14 protein-coding genes are annotated in these 16,217 nt (G+C 44.5%); 6 read left to right on the top strand and 8 right to left on the bottom strand.

The window, feature by feature from the left end; genetic code table 11:
• Positions 1 to 19: 19 nt before the first annotated feature.
• Positions 20 to 1,228, top strand: a complete 1,209-nt coding sequence (gene dapC / locus RT143_RS05680; RefSeq protein ID WP_313091806.1) for a succinyldiaminopimelate transaminase — start codon at positions 20 to 22, stop codon at positions 1,226 to 1,228.
• A gap of 91 nt (positions 1,229 to 1,319) precedes the next feature.
• Here the strand turns inward: dapC and RT143_RS05675 are convergent, their stop codons facing one another.
• A complete protein-coding gene (locus tag RT143_RS05675; protein WP_313091757.1) occupies positions 1,320 to 2,711 on the bottom strand; it encodes a patatin-like phospholipase family protein in 1,392 nt (463 codons plus the stop codon).
• Positions 2,712 to 3,094: 383 nt separating this feature from the next.
• On the bottom strand, positions 3,095 to 3,655 hold the full coding sequence (locus tag RT143_RS05670; RefSeq protein WP_007115639.1) for an NUDIX hydrolase: 561 nt from the start codon (positions 3,653 to 3,655) through the stop codon (positions 3,095 to 3,097).
• A gap of 105 nt (positions 3,656 to 3,760) precedes the next feature.
• Here RT143_RS05670 and RT143_RS05665 point away from each other — a divergent pair, with 105 nt between their 5' ends.
• Both RT143_RS05665 and RT143_RS05660 read left to right on the top strand, forming a co-directional pair.
• On the top strand, positions 3,761 to 3,970 hold the full coding sequence (locus RT143_RS05665; protein WP_313091755.1) for a hypothetical protein: 210 nt from the start codon (positions 3,761 to 3,763) through the stop codon (positions 3,968 to 3,970).
• 20 nt (positions 3,971 to 3,990) lie between these two features.
• Positions 3,991 to 4,590 (top strand): NUDIX hydrolase, encoded by a 600-nt coding sequence (locus RT143_RS05660; RefSeq protein WP_313091753.1) that lies wholly within the window; start codon positions 3,991 to 3,993, stop codon positions 4,588 to 4,590.
• A gap of 19 nt (positions 4,591 to 4,609) precedes the next feature.
• Here RT143_RS05660 and RT143_RS05655 read toward each other — a convergent pair whose 3' ends face one another.
• Positions 4,610 to 6,418 (bottom strand): D-alanyl-D-alanine carboxypeptidase/D-alanyl-D-alanine-endopeptidase, encoded by a 1,809-nt coding sequence (locus RT143_RS05655; RefSeq protein ID WP_313091751.1) that lies wholly within the window; start codon positions 6,416 to 6,418, stop codon positions 4,610 to 4,612.
• A 327-nt stretch (positions 6,419 to 6,745) separates the two neighbouring features.
• Between RT143_RS05655 and RT143_RS05650 the strand changes: the two genes are divergently transcribed.
• Positions 6,746 to 7,504 (top strand): hypothetical protein, encoded by a 759-nt coding sequence (locus tag RT143_RS05650; protein ID WP_313091749.1) that lies wholly within the window; start codon positions 6,746 to 6,748, stop codon positions 7,502 to 7,504.
• A gap of 74 nt (positions 7,505 to 7,578) precedes the next feature.
• Here the strand turns inward: RT143_RS05650 and RT143_RS05645 are convergent, their stop codons facing one another.
• Together RT143_RS05645 and RT143_RS05640 are read right to left on the bottom strand one after the other, a co-directional pair.
• Entirely contained in the window at positions 7,579 to 8,226 is a 648-nt protein-coding gene (locus tag RT143_RS05645) for a 3'-5' exonuclease (RefSeq protein ID WP_313091747.1), read from the bottom strand.
• A gap of 71 nt (positions 8,227 to 8,297) precedes the next feature.
• The gene (locus RT143_RS05640) at positions 8,298 to 10,190 is read right to left on the bottom strand and encodes a putative nucleotidyltransferase substrate binding domain-containing protein (RefSeq protein ID WP_313091746.1); all 1,893 of its coding nucleotides are present in this window, start codon (positions 10,188 to 10,190) and stop codon (positions 8,298 to 8,300) included.
• A gap of 170 nt (positions 10,191 to 10,360) precedes the next feature.
• On the opposite strand from RT143_RS05640, the gene RT143_RS05635 reads away from it, so the two are divergent.
• Positions 10,361 to 10,567 carry a hypothetical protein gene (locus tag RT143_RS05635; protein ID WP_313091745.1) on the top strand — a complete coding sequence of 69 codons (207 nt, stop codon included), beginning with the start codon at positions 10,361 to 10,363 and terminating at the stop codon, positions 10,565 to 10,567.
• Between the two features lie 125 nt (positions 10,568 to 10,692).
• On the opposite strand, the gene rapA is transcribed toward RT143_RS05635, so the two are convergent.
• The 3 genes from rapA to RT143_RS05620 all read right to left on the bottom strand — a co-directional run bounded on the left by rapA (position 10,693) and on the right by RT143_RS05620 (position 14,980).
• On the bottom strand, positions 10,693 to 13,542 hold the full coding sequence (rapA, locus tag RT143_RS05630; protein ID WP_313091744.1) for an RNA polymerase-associated protein RapA: 2,850 nt from the start codon (positions 13,540 to 13,542) through the stop codon (positions 10,693 to 10,695).
• Positions 13,543 to 13,654: 112 nt separating this feature from the next.
• Positions 13,655 to 14,467 carry a DUF72 domain-containing protein gene (locus RT143_RS05625; protein WP_313091743.1) on the bottom strand — a complete coding sequence of 271 codons (813 nt, stop codon included), beginning with the start codon at positions 14,465 to 14,467 and terminating at the stop codon, positions 13,655 to 13,657.
• Between the two features lie 57 nt (positions 14,468 to 14,524).
• Complete coding sequence (locus RT143_RS05620) at positions 14,525 to 14,980, bottom strand: diacylglycerol kinase (RefSeq protein ID WP_282850047.1); 456 nt, start codon at positions 14,978 to 14,980, stop codon at positions 14,525 to 14,527.
• A 262-nt stretch (positions 14,981 to 15,242) separates the two neighbouring features.
• Here RT143_RS05620 and RT143_RS05615 point away from each other — a divergent pair, with 262 nt between their 5' ends.
• The gene (locus tag RT143_RS05615; protein ID WP_313091740.1) at positions 15,243 to 16,028 is read left to right on the top strand and encodes a transglutaminase-like domain-containing protein; all 786 of its coding nucleotides are present in this window, start codon (positions 15,243 to 15,245) and stop codon (positions 16,026 to 16,028) included.
• The last annotated feature ends 189 nt before the right edge of the window (positions 16,029 to 16,217 follow it).

The raw sequence follows: 16,217 nt of genomic DNA, 5'->3' as shown, positions 1-16,217 counted from the left end.
TATGGACAGCCAACCCCTTATGAATCCGCAATTACAACTTTTGCATCCTTATCCATTTGCCAAGATGGCAACCTTGCTACAAGGCATCACCCCAAACCCAGACTATGCCCCGATAAAACTGGGTATCGGTGAGCCGCAGCACACGCCGCCACAGTTTGTGTTAGACGTCATCAAAGACAGTCTGGCTAAAATCCAAAATTACCCCACCACCAACGGTTTGCCTGAGCTGCGCCAAGCGATTGCCGATTGGGTACAGCGCCGTTTCCAGGTCAAACAATTAAATGCCGACACCCAAGTGTTACCGGTGATGGGTACACGTGAGGCGCTATTTAGTTTTGTGCAAGCGGCATTTAACCGTGAGGATAGCAAACGACCTTACGTGGTGATGCCAAATCCGTTTTATCAGATTTATGAAGGGGCGACGCTGCTCGCTGGGGGACAGCCGTATTTTGTCAATTGTACTGCCGACAATAACTTTGTCGGGGACTATGACAGCGTGCCAAGCGAGATTTGGGAGAAGACTCAACTGGTCTTTGTGTGTAGTCCAAACAACCCAACTGGCTCAGTAATGGATATGGCGCAGTGGCAACGTCTGGTTGAGCTATCGGATAAATACGGCTTTATCCTAGCCAGTGATGAGTGCTACAGTGAGCTATATTTTGAGGGGCCGCCAATTGGACTACTTGAAGTCTGCGCCAAACTCGGACGCGATGATTTTGCCAATTGCGTGGTGTTTCATTCGCTGTCAAAACGCTCCAATCTACCTGGCATGCGCTCAGGATTTGTGGCAGGTGATGCCAAGCTACTAGCGCCGTATGCCCAGTACCGCACTTATCAAGGCTGTGCGATGCCGATTCATCATCAGCTGGCTTCGATTACCGCGTGGCAAGATGAAGCCCATGTGGAAGCAAACCGCAAATTATATCGCCAAAAGTTTGATTTGTGGATGGACAAGCTGTCAGACAAATTACCGCTACGCCGTCCTGATGCCGGTTTTTATTTTTGGTTGCCGGTACAAGATGATGAGCAGTTTGTCAAAGTGATTTATGAACAGCTAAATATCCATGCGCTCGCAGGGCGTTACCTATCTCGTGATACGCCTCCATACCAAAAAAACAGCGGCAACGCTGGCAAAAACCATGTGCGCATGGCATTGGTTGCAGATATCGCACAAAGCAGCGAAGCGATTGATCGATTGCTGAGCTTAGACTTATCAAATTTGGTGTAATTTTTCATAAAAAAAGTGATGGCTAGCTACCATCACTTTTTTTGACTTTTTTGTTTTTACTTTCTTGTAAGCCTTCAGCGTGCAACGACTGCTAGTCTTCAAGATTTTTTAGCAGGGTACTGACCTGTGCCAAGCGTTTGCGTTTTTGGTGGATATCATGGCTGACAAAGATATCATCGGTTTCAGGTAGCATAAACCAATCTGGGTGGCGAAAAGTGTTCTCAATATCTTGTAAACCACTTTCCCAGTGTTCTTGCATGGTCGAGCCGCTAAACTCGTAGTCTTTATAGCCGCGCTCATAAGTCTTTTTGTGATAAATCAGATGAATCACGTTTTTGACACCGACTTCTGTCATTTCGCGGGCTTTGTTGACGCACAGTTCTTCAACTTTATCAACTTTAGCATCGTCATCGATGATTTCGAGTAACTCTTTGATAAGGCGCGTATAACGCAGCTTTTGCGCCATAAAGTCAGTAACCATGCGGGTTTTGCTAGAGTATTGAATGTCTTTGATGCGCTCGTCAATCTCCATCATATTCTCTGGTACCGTGCCCTTGGCATTCCACAAATCCACTTGGAAAATCAATTGCTTGAGGTGCTCTTCATGGCTTAAGATTTCATTGAGTGGCGTGTTGGACACCAATCCGCCATCCCAATAATACTCCCCATCAATTTCAACCGCCGGAAACCCTGGCGGCAGTGCACCCGATGCAATAAAGTGATCGTAGTGCAGTTCTTCATTTTCATTGCTAAAAATGGCAAAGTTACCATTACGCACATTGACCGCAGACACCGATACTTTCATCCGATTGACGTCATTGACCAGTTTTAAATCACAATAACGCTCCAGGGTTTCGCGCAGCTTGTCGGTGGTGTAATAGCTTAAGTGATTGGGGGTGGTGTCATACGGCACAAAATAACGCGGTTTAAAAAAGCCACGCTGTCCTTCAATCATGGTTTGCCAAGCCTCAGCGGTAGATTCCATCACCCGCAGCTGCTGCTTTAAAAAGCCATTTTCAAATATCCACGGCATAAAATGGCTTACCATGTCAATTTTGCTGAGTTTATCTAGCTCATTGGCCGTTTGACGGTAGATGTTCAGCCCTGCAGGGGTGTAGTTACGATGGGTGATGGTGTTCCAAAATCCTTGCAGCGCTGCCAAGCGGTTCTCTGGACGGTTACCTGCGATGATGGCGGTATTGAGCGCCCCAATTGAAATACCTGAGATACGGTCAATTTTGATGCCTTGTTTATGCAGCCCTTCATAAATCCCTGCTTGGTAGGCACCGAGCGCACCGCCACCTTGGAGCAGCAACGACACGCTATCGTATTGTTTGACCAATTCTTTGAGCGGGGGTGTGCCTTGTGGCGTAGGTTGATTGGGGTTTGGGTTTGGTGGCTCTATCGCCTTGAGCGGTGATAAATTATCAGGTGATGGCTTGGATGGTTGCGCAGGTGTGGGAATAGTTTTTCTAGTTGACATAGTAATCTCATCATCCATAAATATATTGTTTTTTTATCTAGTATAGAAGATATATCACTCAAGTATTGTAGCAAGATTTTATAGCGACAAAATGATATATGCGTGACTTTTTTGATGATTTTGTCATTCATGAGCCTTTGATTACAGATAAATTGCATATTGCATAAAGGTGAATACACGCAATTTTAAAAAACTGACTTATAGTAAAAAAAGCGGCTCAATCATTGTTGTATTTAGAACGTAGGTATTTAGAGCGGAGATATTTGAAGCCTAAATATCTAGAGCCTAAATATCTGGAGCCTAGATATTTAGAGCCTATACGCTACGCCCGTATCTTTTTAGCTAACAATTTGCCGTTTAAAATTTACCGTTTAAATGGACAGTTAATCGCCCAAATGTACGTCTTTGACAATCACTTGCTGATGGATGGGGAAATTACCGAGCGTCGCCCCTGCTTTGCGGTCAGCAAAATAATGTTGCAGTGTTTCAATGACATTTTGGAATGCCAAGTCTTCCCAAGGAATGTCCTCTTCGGCAAACAGCGCGCATTCTAGGCTCTCGATGCCCACCCCAAATTTGCCATCTTTGAGCGAGCCGATAAACATCACATGAATCTGTCCGATATCGGGTATGTCGTATAGACAATATAACTCTAATGCACTACCGATAGCTTCGGCTTCTTCAAAACACTCACGATTGCCCCCATCTTTCATGGTCTCGCCAAGCTCCATAAAGCCTGCGGGCAACGTCCAATAACCATGACGCGGTTCAATCGCGCGGCGACAGAGCAAAACCTTACCTTCATGAATGAGTAAACAGCCATTGATGACTTTGGGATTTTCGTAATGGATGTAGCCACAAGACGGACACACGATGCGCGGACGACTGTCCATCGGCGGGATTTTGGTTTCGGCTAGATGACCGCATTGTAGGCAGTAAGGCATGGCATTTTCCTATTATTTTTATGTTTTGTGAGATGAAAGTCGTTTTAAGTATGGTAGCATTGATTGCAGGTTTTTACATGATAAAAATGATTTGAGCAGCTGATTATGAGAAAGTTTAGCTTAGTATTTAGCTGGGTATTAAGTTTGGGATTATTAGCAGGTTGTAACGCGCTGCATACCCAGCCTAGTATGCAAAAACCTGTTTCAGCTATGCCAGCATTACCGTTTGATAATGATATCGACAATAGACAATTAGTTTTAGATAAATTCGGTCAACTCAAAGCGCCCTATAAACATTGCGAAATTGCCCATTAAATTTTGATGAATTAAAAAATATGTCCACAACTAGATTTCAAAGTCCCTTACTGACCCAACTGGCTGAGCGAATCGCAAAACTGCCATTCGACCCCACGCCGCAGCCGTATTCGGTACTCATCGCCATTACCAATGAAGCTGAGCCAAAAGTTTTGTACTCGTTGCGCGCTTCGGATATGCGAGAACATGCCGGCGAAGTATCATTTGCAGGTGGCAGACGCGAAGACACAGACGATAGCAACCAAGCTACCGCGTTACGAGAAACGCATGAGGAAACCGGTATTCATCCCAGTCAAGTGACTGTGTTGGGCGAATTGCCCCTACAATTTGCCAAAAGCGGCAGACCTGTCAAGCCGATTGTGGGGGTAATACCACCCAGTGTTAACCTTGTGCCAGAGATGTGCGAAATTGCAAGGCTATTTTGGGCAGATTTAGCCACGCTTATTCGCCAGCCGACCATCGATTATGCGTATGATTTGGGGAGTCAAGTACTGGTATCACCCAGCTTTATCATTGATGGCGAGACCGTATGGGGCTTGACTGGACGCATCACCGCAAGCCTACTGGAAATGGGATTTGACCGCCAGATTGATTGGTATTTTAATGTTCACGATAAATAGCCAATCAACTAGAAACTAATTACTGCAGCGCTGTCCACGCTAGCATTTCATCTAGCACAGCTTTGGCATTGCTATTATTTTTGACATTGTCGGCATTAATCATCCCAACCACTGCATACCATTTTCCTGATTTGCCTTGAACATAGCCTGCCATACTGGTGACATTATCGAGCGTACCTGTTTTGATCCAAGCATGCCCAATGGCAGGGTTATTTGGCTGGCGCAGTTTCAGCGCTTTGATGGTACCCGACTCGCCTGCCACGCCCAACGAATCACGATATACGGTAAAATTGGGTGAATGATAAGCGAGAGTTAGCAGCGCTAACATACTATTGGGCGCCACGCGGCAATCACGGCATAAACCTGAGGCTCTAGTCATCACAGGGGGCTGTGCTTGGGGCAGCTTTTGTTGCCACCACTGGTCGATGTAGGCAAAGGTTTTTGGATAAGTACTGATGCGCTGCTTGTCGGCATACAGCGGTAGCGACAAGGCGATTTGTTCCGTCATCACATTGTTGGAGTGCTGATTGATGTCCTTGATTTGCTCATGCAATGGATTGGAGGCGACATAGCCAACCAATTTTGGGGTTAATGGTTTGCCAAAGTATTTTAGGTATAAGCGAATATACCAAGGTAGCGCTTGCGGTAGCGCCTTGGCTTGCTGCATATAAGCCACCGCAGGATTGGCAAATTCAATGCTCCCTGTAAAGTTTGGCAAGATTTTTTGCCAGTCGGCGATGATTTGTTGCTTGACCAGTACATCCCCATCAGGAAACGTCAGATAGCGCTTTTGCTCACCACAAAAGGCGGACGCGGTTTGATGAAAGCTCAATCCTGTGGACGTCAATGTCCCAATCCAATCATCTTGGTTGTTATTACAAGGCTCTTGACTGGCTTGCAGTGTTGTAGGCATAGTAAAGTTTGCCAGCGCAGGCTTTAGGCTGACTTGATACGCCGCTACGTCTTTGGGATTAATCGAAGGTTTGCTTTGGATTTGCTCAAGATTTGCCGCAGGATTGTCGATATCTGTCGAAGCCGATGTTGTGGATCGCGTGACGCTACTGGTATTAGGCTTTACGACCGGTGTGGCATTGGGTTTTGCTATTGGCACTAAATCTACTTCCACCGTACCAAAATTGGTTAATAAAGCATTGGGCTGGGCATTGTAAGGGCGTAATCCTTTATCATCAAACGCATTAACATCAAAATCCACCCCTTGAAACTGCTGATTATCGATGATTAAATTGCCTTGCACCTGCTTAATACCCTGTGCTTTGATCATGGCAAGCAGCTGGTACAAGCGCTCGTTTTCCAGTTTTGGGTCGCCACTGCCCTGCACAATCACATCACCATAAAGCGTGCCTTTCCACACAAAACCATGCTGATATAATTTGGTTTGCCAAACAAAATCTTTGCCCAAACTATCGAGCGCCACATAAGTGGGAATCAGTTTCTGCGTAGATGCGGGGGTACGTGGCACATCAGCGTTATAACTAAACAAAGCAGTTTGGGGCGCAGTCGAAGCTGCATTTTGCGGATTGTCCGTTAACGGTTGTACCACCATGCTCAGGCTATCGGTCGGAATATTGGCTTGGGCAAGTTTGGCTTGAATCATTTCAGGTAGCTTGTTGACTGGATCGCGCTGCCCCATGACCAACTGGCTTTGCTTGGTCACTGGGTCAGTGGGTATTGGCGGCTGGACTTGTGTGGTATCTGACGTATGACCCACCAAGGACAGACAAGCCATCCATAGCAATAAACCCGTTTTTAAAGACAATAATTGAGTAGCGCGGGTTTGCAGACCCACGGATTGGCGCGAATTTTTCATAACAACAGCAACAATGTGACGAATCTATACTAGGTATCGAATCTTATTAGGCAAAAATAAATTAGGCAAAAATAAGCTGCCACCTTATCGCTTTTTGCCACAAAAATCCACCTGATTTCATAGCAAATCGGCTAAAATTAAGGCATTTAGATAAACTGCCGTAGCCTTCTGTTGCAATTCTCTACATTTCAATTTTTAGATATTTGCTAAACTGTCGCCTAATTGCCACATTGCAGTCACTGCTATTGCCGTTTTGGGTTTCAATCGAGAACGCTGACCCCTTGCTTTGGGGTGTTGGGTCAAAATTATTTAGGTTAAAAAAAATTTATGTTAAACAAATCTATCGCCACCTCTGCCATGACTATAGGCGCTATGAGTCTTGTGCTAGCGTTATCTGCATGCTCAAAAAAAGATGATAAAGCCACAACCACTACCGCTTCTGCAACGACGACCACCACCACGTCAACCTCTACAACAACTGCACCAGTGGCGGCTTCCCAAGCCATCTCTAACGCGCCTGCTAGTGCTGCCGTTACCACCACTGCTTCGTCAGCCACGACAACTGTCACCACGCCAGCGACTGCAGAAAAAACCGCCAACATTAGCAGCGCCCCTACAGTTGCCGCCAATAATGCCGCGGCTGCGACACCCAATCTTGCCCTAAAAGCGGATTTGACTCAGTTATTTAAAACCTTAAACGAGCTTGACCGCAATACCCAAGCCAAACAAGCAGAAATGGCAAAAAAAATGCAAAACGCCAAAACGCCTGCTGACCAACAAGCTTTCTTTAAAGAAGTGGTGGCACAGTTAGATTTGCAAAAAGCCACGCTTAACAAACTAAAATTTAATGACCCCCGTGTTGCACAAACTCGCGATAAAATGGTTGAAAGTATTACCAATAGCCGTGCCGGTACGGCGGCTTTAATCAAAAAACCAACGGCAACCCCAGAGACCAATCCAGAAATTGCTAAGTCAATGGAAAAAGCGCAAAAATCCGCTGAAGAAGCCCGTACCATGTTGATGCAATTAACCCAAGAAGCAGGCATCAAGCCAAAAGGCGCAGACGCCGCGGCTAGCAAAAAATAAAGTCATCTTTAAATAAAAAACTCTCATGATGAGAATTTTTTATGTCGGTTAGCTTTTATGACTTCATAAGCTTGCTATGAGTTCATCAGATGGGTAAACAACATGGCAGTCATGATGGCATCATTCAAGGCATTATGGGCAGGTAATTGCGGGATTTGGTATTGTTCTAGTAGTTGATTGAGGTGTGGTAACTGCCCAACTTGGCTGGGGTCATGTCGATGCTGATTTTGTTGATACAATCGACTGACATCGACAAGTTTATTAGCCAGTTCCACGCCCAAAAACGGTTTGGCAATGGCATTTAAAAACGCCATGTCCATGTCCACACAAAACCCAATTATCGGACGGTTTTTAAGCATTGGCAATAATTGGGTGAGCATCTCGTCATACGATAAGCCATTGTCGACATCTATCGGTCTTAACCCATGAATCACAATGGTGTCGTGGGTGGGCATCACAGGCGGACGGCATACCAAGGACAGCGCGCTATCGGTATCAATCACAAACCCGTTACTTTCTTTGCGTACCTGTACTGCACCGACACTTAAAATATAATCTTGTTTGGCATTAAGCCCGGTCATTTCTAGGTCTAGGCTTACCCACTCATTGGGGATTTTAAATAGCGGGGTATCAAACAGATAAGCGTACTCAGGCTTGCTGAGTCGCTGTTTTTGTCGCTCAAGTTTTTGACCGCTGAACAGATTTTTGATGCGATGAAACATGGCTTTTCTCTAGGCAATTAACACTATCTATTCAATTAAAAGATATCTTCAATTAAAAAATATCTATTTAGTTAAAAAATATCTAGGCGATAATGATGGGTAATAAAGGTTTTAAAATCTTTGACCATCGCCAAACATTCTTTTAACAAGTCTTTTTCCAGCGCTGATAAGTGATTGGGATTCACTGCTCGCGCTGTTCTATCTTGTGTGGTCAATGCCACATCCAGTCGTTTTGCCATAAAAAAATCCAGTGCTTCTGCCAGATTTTGCGCCATGGTGTCATCTAGCACGTGTTGCTGTGCTAACTGCTGCAGTCGGCTCCTGGTGTTGGTCTCAGTGATATGATATTCCAATGATAAGGCTCGCACGCCATGCACAATCGGGAATATCCCTGCTTTTTTTAGGTCAATATCGGTTTCACTGGCACCGACAAATTTTTGCCACCAGCCACTGCTATCGCCAAATTGTAGAATCGGTTTGGCAAAACGGTTGATAAAGTTGCTAGTCGCCACATTTTGCGCGGTGACTTGCCAATGTTTTTGCAGCTGCTCAAAAAGCTTAATATCGCCGCAAACAAAATGCGCATCGACTAAGGTCGCAATCCACATCATATCTTCACTACTGCCACTCACGTACCATGCCGTGATTTGTTTTTCAAAGGCGGTTGAAGTTTTTCGCCAACGCTCGTTGCTAAGCATAATCTTGCCATCACAATAGGGATAACCCATGTTTGCCAATGCCTCATTGAACTGCGCGGCATAGCTGGGCAGATTGTCATCTTTAAAACCATTGCGGATAATCAGCGCATTGTCTTGGTCAGTACGCAAGATTTGTTCACCACGCCCTTCTGAGCCCATCACAAACAGACAAGTATTGTAGAAGGTGATAGCAGGCACAATCAGCTGCCATACCTTGGCAAACACTTGTGAATTCAAGCTTTGCACCAGACGGCTGATAACATGGATTTTGATGCCGCTGGCGTGCTGCTCACGGATAAATTTACCAATCAATTCCACCGCCACCGCAACATCCTCTAGGCTCTGCGCTTGCTCAATACGAGCAACAATAAGATTGGAATGGTTGGTTAAAAAGCTCAGTAATTCGGTTTGTCCCAAAATCCCAATGATTTGACCTTGACTGTCAATAATGGGTAAACGGTGGGTACGAGTTTGTAACATGGTCAGCAAGGCTTCACTCACATCTTGCGATTGATGCACGGTATGGATTTTAAAATTAGTAAAGTCCAGCACAGGCGTAGTGGCAAAATCAACTTTTTGTCCAATCGCTCGGCACACATCGGTTTGGGTAAAAATACCGATGCGCTCGACATACGCTGCGATGGTGGATTTTTCGACGCCTTGTGCGATGAGTTTGTCACGCTCCGTTTCGGTCATTCGCGCTTGTGACTTAACCAAAATATGCTTGATGTCAAATTGGTTCATCGCCATCGTGGCATCGTATAGCGTTGCCGTATCATCGACAAAATGCGGCGGTTTGATATGCTGTCCCAAATTGGCAATCGGTTGATATAGCAGTTTTTGACTTTCACTTTGGGCAAGGCGAGCTTGGTGATGATTGAGACGGGCAGCGACATCGGCAAACAAGGCGTTTTTTAAGGTGGGATTTTGCTCAGTGATAGCACTTAGCACTTGCCCATCGATACGGTACATCAGACTTTGCTGCTGGGTGATAAAGTTGAACACGCCGTTTTGCCTGACCTTGGTATCAAACCAATCGCCTGCATTTAAGGTAGAAATCAACGCATCGCCTTGTAATTGATGAACAAAGCCTTTAAGGATAATAAAAAAATCCCCTTGCCATCCCGCAGGTATGGGCTGCAAGTTGTCCAAATAGACGATTTTACTGTGCTGTTGCAGATAGGTTCGCTGCTGAGCGCTTAGTGTATCAAACGGGGGCTGGTGTAGATGTTGTATGTCCAAAGTCTGTATCGTTGAGCCACTCATATCACCATCCTTGTATTGCGGCTAAAAATAAATCTCATGTCCTATGAGTCTTGTTAGATTATAATCAAAGTTGTCTGAGGCAACAATCGTGTTTCAACAAATATCGATGGGTCGTGGTGGTATGTAATTTACACCCGTCAAACATATCAGTATAGGTAATGGGTAAACAGATGAATTATTTAGGTTTTCTTTGTTTGGGCGTAGGGATTTTGACATTGGTCGCGGGTATGCTATGTTTTTTATTATCTAAAGTCAGTAAGGAGCCGCTTGTCAAGTATAAAACCCAACGCATTGCGATGGTGCTATTGCCACTGGCGATTGTACTACTTAGTATCGGATTCAAATTTAGTATGAGTGTGGTGAATCCTGAGAGGTAAATAACTAGCTTTGATAACTAGACCTGGTAACTGGTCTTAACCACAAAATGAAAAATGCAAACATATAAAAAAGTCAACCTAACATAAGCTGACCTTTAACCTAAATTAACCTAAATTCAAAACAATTAAGTTGGTTTGACTGCAACTAGCACACGGATACTATCAGGAATTAAGGATAAATGACCCAGTGCATGTAAGCCCTGTTCTTGCAAACGTTTTAATTGATTGATTTCTGCGTCTCGTACATTCGGATTGATGGATTGCAAATATTGCAGGCGCTCAACTTCACGCTCATAGCGCTGATTAAATACCTCTTTGGCTTGCTCACTTATCGCAGGTAATTGCTGGTTTGCCAATGCTACTGCTTGCTCATAGCGCACTTCGATGATGTCTTTACGCGCTTTGATGACTTGACGTGCTCGGGTTTTGTCCAAACGATGAATATGCGACACAATCATATCAGGCGCAATTTTATCGCTAAAATCAGTCCCTTGCTGGCTTAAAAACACCCGAATGAGCGGCTTTGGCAAAAATGCGGGTAAATTAAGTAGCTTTGGCGCAATCGCTTCAACACGAAAATTAACTTCGACCAATACCAGTCCTTCAGGCATGGCATTACTTTGTAAAGTTGCAACCGTGGTATTACCAAACGTGCCTGCGTTGACCGTTTCAAAGATACTTTGCATCAAAGGATGCTCATAAGTCATAAATTCCATGTCTTCGCGTAGTAACGCTTGGTCACGCTCAAAGGTCAGGGTCATGCCATCTTCAGGCACTGCCAGTCCTTGCACTTGTACTTCATCGCTCGGATGCAGCATCAATGAGCCATCACGCTGTCCACTATATTCCATATTAATGGACGACATAAAGCGTTCAAACAAACGTGGCAACATGTGGGTATCATCAAAATCACGCATAGTGTAGGCGATTTTACTGGCGACACGCGGTCGACAAGAATTGTATTCAAGCAGTCTGTCACGCCCTGCTTGCATGGCTGCTTCTAGTGCGAGGCGCTGGGCTTTGCCTTCTTCAATCAACTGATCTAAAGTAATTTCTTGACCCTCATCTTCGACTTTTTGCCCTTCAAGCAGCGGTTTTAAATCCACAATAAACTGCTCTTGAACGGTTTGCGCTGTGGGTGAGATTTGGTTAAAAATATTTAGCGCTTCATTATACCAGCGGTACATACGTTCAGTTGCCGTGCCTTCGACAAAAGGTACATGAATGGTAATCTCGTTTTGCTGACCGATACGGTCAAGGCGGCCAATCCGCTGCTCTAATGTATCAGGATTGGCGGGCAAATCAAACAACACCAAATCACTGGCAAACTGGAAATTACGCCCTTCAGAGCCAATTTCAGAAGCCAACAATACTTGCGCGCCTTCAATATCGGCAAAATACGCCGCCGCTTGGTCGCGCTCCAGTAGGGTCATTTGCTCAGTAAAAATCGCGGTTTTAATGCCCGCATGCAATCGCAATACTGCCTCTAAACTCTCAACCGTTGCCCCACTGCGCGCAATCAGCAGCACCTTTTGATGTTTTAAGGTGTTTTTAAGCAAATCAACCAGCCAAGGCACCCGCGGGTCTTGTTCCAGCCAACTGCCATCGGGCTGTAACTCTTCTGGCCATAATTGTTCGCGCAATTTACCTTGCGTGTGATAACTGTCTTGCCAACTTATCGGGAGCGGCAGTGGGTACGCCATTGAGCGCCGACCTTTGAAGCCAGAAATAAGCTCAGACACGCTCTCACGGGTGTTGCGAAATAGCACACGACCAGTACCATGACGATCTAACAATTCATTGATGGCGCGCGCACGACCTTGCTCGTCATCACTGATATCGTGACCTAACAACTGCGCTAATGCTGATTTTTGCTTATCTGACAGCGATTGGTCACCCAATAACACCTCAGCAATTGCTGCGGTTTGCGCAAAATTTTCTTCTGCATCGATAAAGTCGTCTAAATCATTAAAACGATTGGGATCTAATAATCGTAACCGCGCAAAATGGCTTTCTAAACCTAACTGCTCAGGGGTTGCTGTGAGTAACAAAACACCTGCGGTTTGTTCGGCCAAATCTTCAACCAAATCGTATTTGTCATTGCCGCCTTGCTCACTGTCCCAATGCAAATGGTGCGCTTCATCCACAACCAGCAAATCAAACCCCGCTTCCAATGCTTTTTCATGCAAATCTTCATGGTCGAGTAGCAAATCAATACTAGCAATAATCAACTGCTCAGTGGTAAAAGGATTTTGCTCAGGGTCATGCTCTGCAATCGCTGCGGTTCTGACCAAATCAAAAATCGCAAACTCAAGATTAAAACGGCGACGCATTTCAATCATCCATTGGTACTGCAAACTATCAGGTACCAAAATCAAAATACGCTCAGATTTGCCGGTGATTAATTGCTGGTGAATAATCAGACCCGCTTCAATTGTCTTGCCAAGCCCTACCTCATCGGCAAGCAGCACGCGCGGCGCGATACGTTTACCTACTTCATGGGCGATATACAGCTGATGCTCAATAATATCGACACGTGCGCCCATCAAGCCTCTTAGTGGATGAGACGCCAAATAGGCTTGGGTACGCAGTAGCTCTTGGCGCAGTTCATACCAATCATTTTGGTGGATACGACTGGCGAGCAAGCGCTCAAGGGGTTTTGCCAAATTAATATTAGCCGCAAGGCGCGTTTCCATAATCGCACGGTCATGACCTTCAACCGAGTATTTATAGACGCCATTGGTTTCTTCAAAATCGCTGACCACATACGATGCGCCATCTTGGTCGTGTATGGTATCCCCTGCTTTGAAGGTCACACGCGACAAAGGCGCCGATGTCTTGGCATACACACGCGTTTCTTCACTTTGCGGGAACAAAATATGCACGCAGCGTTCATCAACGAGCACGACGACGCCCAGCCCCAATTCATTCTCTGTATCCGACAGATAACGTTGTCCAATCGCAAAATCAGTCATACCGCTTAACCATGCTTCCAAATTAGAAATTTAAATGATGAAAAGTAAAACTGTTTATGATAGCAAAAATTACATTTTCAAGTGAATGATTTTGTTGATAGCTGCTGTTTAGTTATTCATCATTCGCTACCAACGGACTGACGACTGGCATACCTTCGGTCATGAGCGCTTGTGTGAGCATCTCAATATTATACACTGCGTGACCTTTTACCGTATTTTCAAAGTAAATATACAAGGTATCAAAATTGGCTTGTTGATTGGCAATGGTCTTTGCCCAAGCCTGCATTTCTGCATCACTGTAGCGATAATCATGCCGCTCGGCCGCCGAATGGGCATCCCACCAGTCTAAGTTTTGCCCATGCATACGTAAATAACCGATGCGGCTAGTAAACAACAGCCGACTGGGCGGTAAACCATGGATATTTGGATAGTCCACACTACACCAAATCAAATTTTGCTGCTGAAAACTGGCATAAACTTGCGGGATATGCCAGCTTTGGTGGCGAAATTCTATCGCCAATGGTAACCCATCAAACCAACTGGTTAAGATTGCCAAATACTGACGATGTGCCACCGTTCTATCAAAACCATGCGGAAATTGAATCAATAACGCAGCCAAGCAGTCTGCCGCTAAGATAGGTTCAATCGCCTGTAAAAAAGCTTGCGCGGTCTCTGCAGTGGCGGTTAATCGGTGGGTAAAATCTTGGTGAATCTTAATCGAAAATTTTAGCTTTCCGTTGGATTTTTTAAGCATACCTTCATACGCTTTTCGACCTAAAGGCGCATAAAAGCTACTATTGATTTCAACAGTGGCATAATGACGACTATACTCGGTTAAAAATTCGGTTTTTTTGGTGTCAGCAGGATATAGGATTCCCAAAAAATCCGTATCACTGTATCCACCGGTTCCGATATAGATGCTCATAGAAAATTGGTCTACTCAATTGCAAAATTAGCCCATCATTGATTAATAGAAAATTGATTAATAGAAATTAATAAAAGTCGTATATAACGCCATCATCCATAACAAAAAAAGCATCGTCAAGGCTAACAGCTGCGCGGCAGAACCTACATCTTTACCAATCTTTGCCAATGGATGACGTTCTGTCGATGTATGGTCAATTGACGCTTCAATACCGGTATTAAACAACTCAACGATGAGAGAAAAAAACGATGAAAACACCAGTATCATTTTAATCGGCATCATAAAAGGTAAAAAAATCAGCGCAATTAATAAAATGCTATTGAGCCATGCAACCTGTCGAAAAGCCGCTTCATTTTGATACGCCGCAACCAAACCATCTTTAGAGTAACCTGCGGCATTGATGATACGTTTGAGCCCTGTTTTTCCCTTGGTCTGCGCGGCATATCCATCTAAATGGTTGGCTAAATGGCTAGCAAATTTATCAGAGCGCTGATTTGAACTAGGTGATGTCATGATGCTAATGGGTTATAAAAAATTTTCTCATTCTACCATAGATTAATCCTAGAATTTTCACAATATATACTGCCGCGAGCATTGATAGCCCTTGATAAACAAGCTTTAAATTATGAGAATTTAAGTGCAAATAAAATCTATAAATATTGATTGCCATTTTAATGATAATGGCATAAATTCTAAGCCTTCTGCTATTTTTCGCAGCAACCACTCCACCTTGCAATTTTTAGTTAGTGTTGTCACCTTATTTGATGAAAAATCTATGATGAAATTACGCGCCACTTGCCAACTCGATTATTACTTTTCCCAGCCTACCCCTGCGGTGTTTCTGCTAAGACCGCAATCAGGGTTAGCACAGCAGATCACTCAAGAAGAATGGCAAGTCACGCCACCCCTAGCAGTTACAAGCTATAACGACAATTTTGGTAACTTATGTGACAGGGTTTTATTTCCAATGGGGGCTTACCAAGTTAGCTTAACAGTTGAGCTATGCACCAGCGAATGGATAGACGTCGCACCCGGTATGCCAAAAACACCGATTGAGCAGCTGCCTTCAGATACAATGGTATATTTGTTACCCAGTCGCTATTGTCTGCCAGAATTTCTACTTCAAGAAGCCCAAATGATAACCCAAGATTCTGCTGAAGGTTATGACAAAGCGGCGGCAATTTGCGCCTATATTCACCAAAACTTTACTTACCAATATGGGAGTAGTACAGCAGAGACCACAGCACTAGACACTTGGCAACATAAAAAAGGCGTCTGTCGTGATTTTGCCCATTTAGGCATCAGTCTATCACGGGCATTAGATATGCCGGCTCGGATGGTGGTTGGCTACTTATATCAACTTGACCCAATGGACTTACATGCATGGTATGAGGTTTTTATTGGCGACCGTTGGTACACATTTGACGCCACGCAATCTGCGCCAAAAGGCGGTCGTGCGATCCTAGGTTATGGAAGGGATGCTGCGGATGTTGCTTTTGCGACTTTCTTCGCGCCATTTGAATTAAAAGATATGAAAGTTAACGTAGAAAAAATCGACTGATTTTATCATAGATGTTCAAAGTGGAAGCCTCTATTAGTAGAAGGCTTTCATCTCAATTTTTTTATTACCAATATTCATAACTTAGATTGTTGCAAACCCACAAAGCAAAAAAACACCCCCCTTACTGATGTAAGGGGGGTGTTTTAGAATAGGAAGCTGACGATGACCTACTCTCACATGGGCGAACCA

It is taken from the genome of Moraxella sp. CTOTU48268, assembly GCF_032069585.1.
GTDB classification, from domain to species: Bacteria; Pseudomonadota; Gammaproteobacteria; order Pseudomonadales; family Moraxellaceae; genus Faucicola; species Faucicola cinerea.
Note: the sequence above shows the minus strand (reverse complement) of the source record. Positions and strands in the feature narration are given on the sequence as shown.

Coding starts and splice junctions, on each gene's coding strand:
- RT143_RS05670 (WP_007115639.1), bottom strand. CDS start 3,655: ATGCCTTACTGCCTACAATGCGGTCATCTAGCCGAAACCAAAATCCCG.
- RT143_RS05640 (WP_313091746.1), bottom strand. CDS start 10,190: ATGAGTGGCTCAACGATACAGACTTTGGACATACAACATCTACACCAG.
- rapA (WP_313091744.1), bottom strand. CDS start 13,542: ATGACTGATTTTGCGATTGGACAACGTTATCTGTCGGATACAGAGAAT.
- RT143_RS05665 (WP_313091755.1), top strand. CDS start 3,761: ATGAGAAAGTTTAGCTTAGTATTTAGCTGGGTATTAAGTTTGGGATTA.
- RT143_RS05615 (WP_313091740.1), top strand. CDS start 15,243: ATGATGAAATTACGCGCCACTTGCCAACTCGATTATTACTTTTCCCAG.
- RT143_RS05635 (WP_313091745.1), top strand. CDS start 10,361: ATGAATTATTTAGGTTTTCTTTGTTTGGGCGTAGGGATTTTGACATTG.
- RT143_RS05660 (WP_313091753.1), top strand. CDS start 3,991: ATGTCCACAACTAGATTTCAAAGTCCCTTACTGACCCAACTGGCTGAG.
- RT143_RS05675 (WP_313091757.1), bottom strand. CDS start 2,711: ATGTCAACTAGAAAAACTATTCCCACACCTGCGCAACCATCCAAGCCA.
- RT143_RS05620 (WP_282850047.1), bottom strand. CDS start 14,980: ATGACATCACCTAGTTCAAATCAGCGCTCTGATAAATTTGCTAGCCAT.
- RT143_RS05655 (WP_313091751.1), bottom strand. CDS start 6,418: ATGAAAAATTCGCGCCAATCCGTGGGTCTGCAAACCCGCGCTACTCAA.
- dapC (WP_313091806.1), top strand. CDS start 20: ATGAATCCGCAATTACAACTTTTGCATCCTTATCCATTTGCCAAGATG.
- RT143_RS05645 (WP_313091747.1), bottom strand. CDS start 8,226: ATGTTTCATCGCATCAAAAATCTGTTCAGCGGTCAAAAACTTGAGCGA.
- RT143_RS05625 (WP_313091743.1), bottom strand. CDS start 14,467: ATGAGCATCTATATCGGAACCGGTGGATACAGTGATACGGATTTTTTG.
- RT143_RS05650 (WP_313091749.1), top strand. CDS start 6,746: ATGTTAAACAAATCTATCGCCACCTCTGCCATGACTATAGGCGCTATG.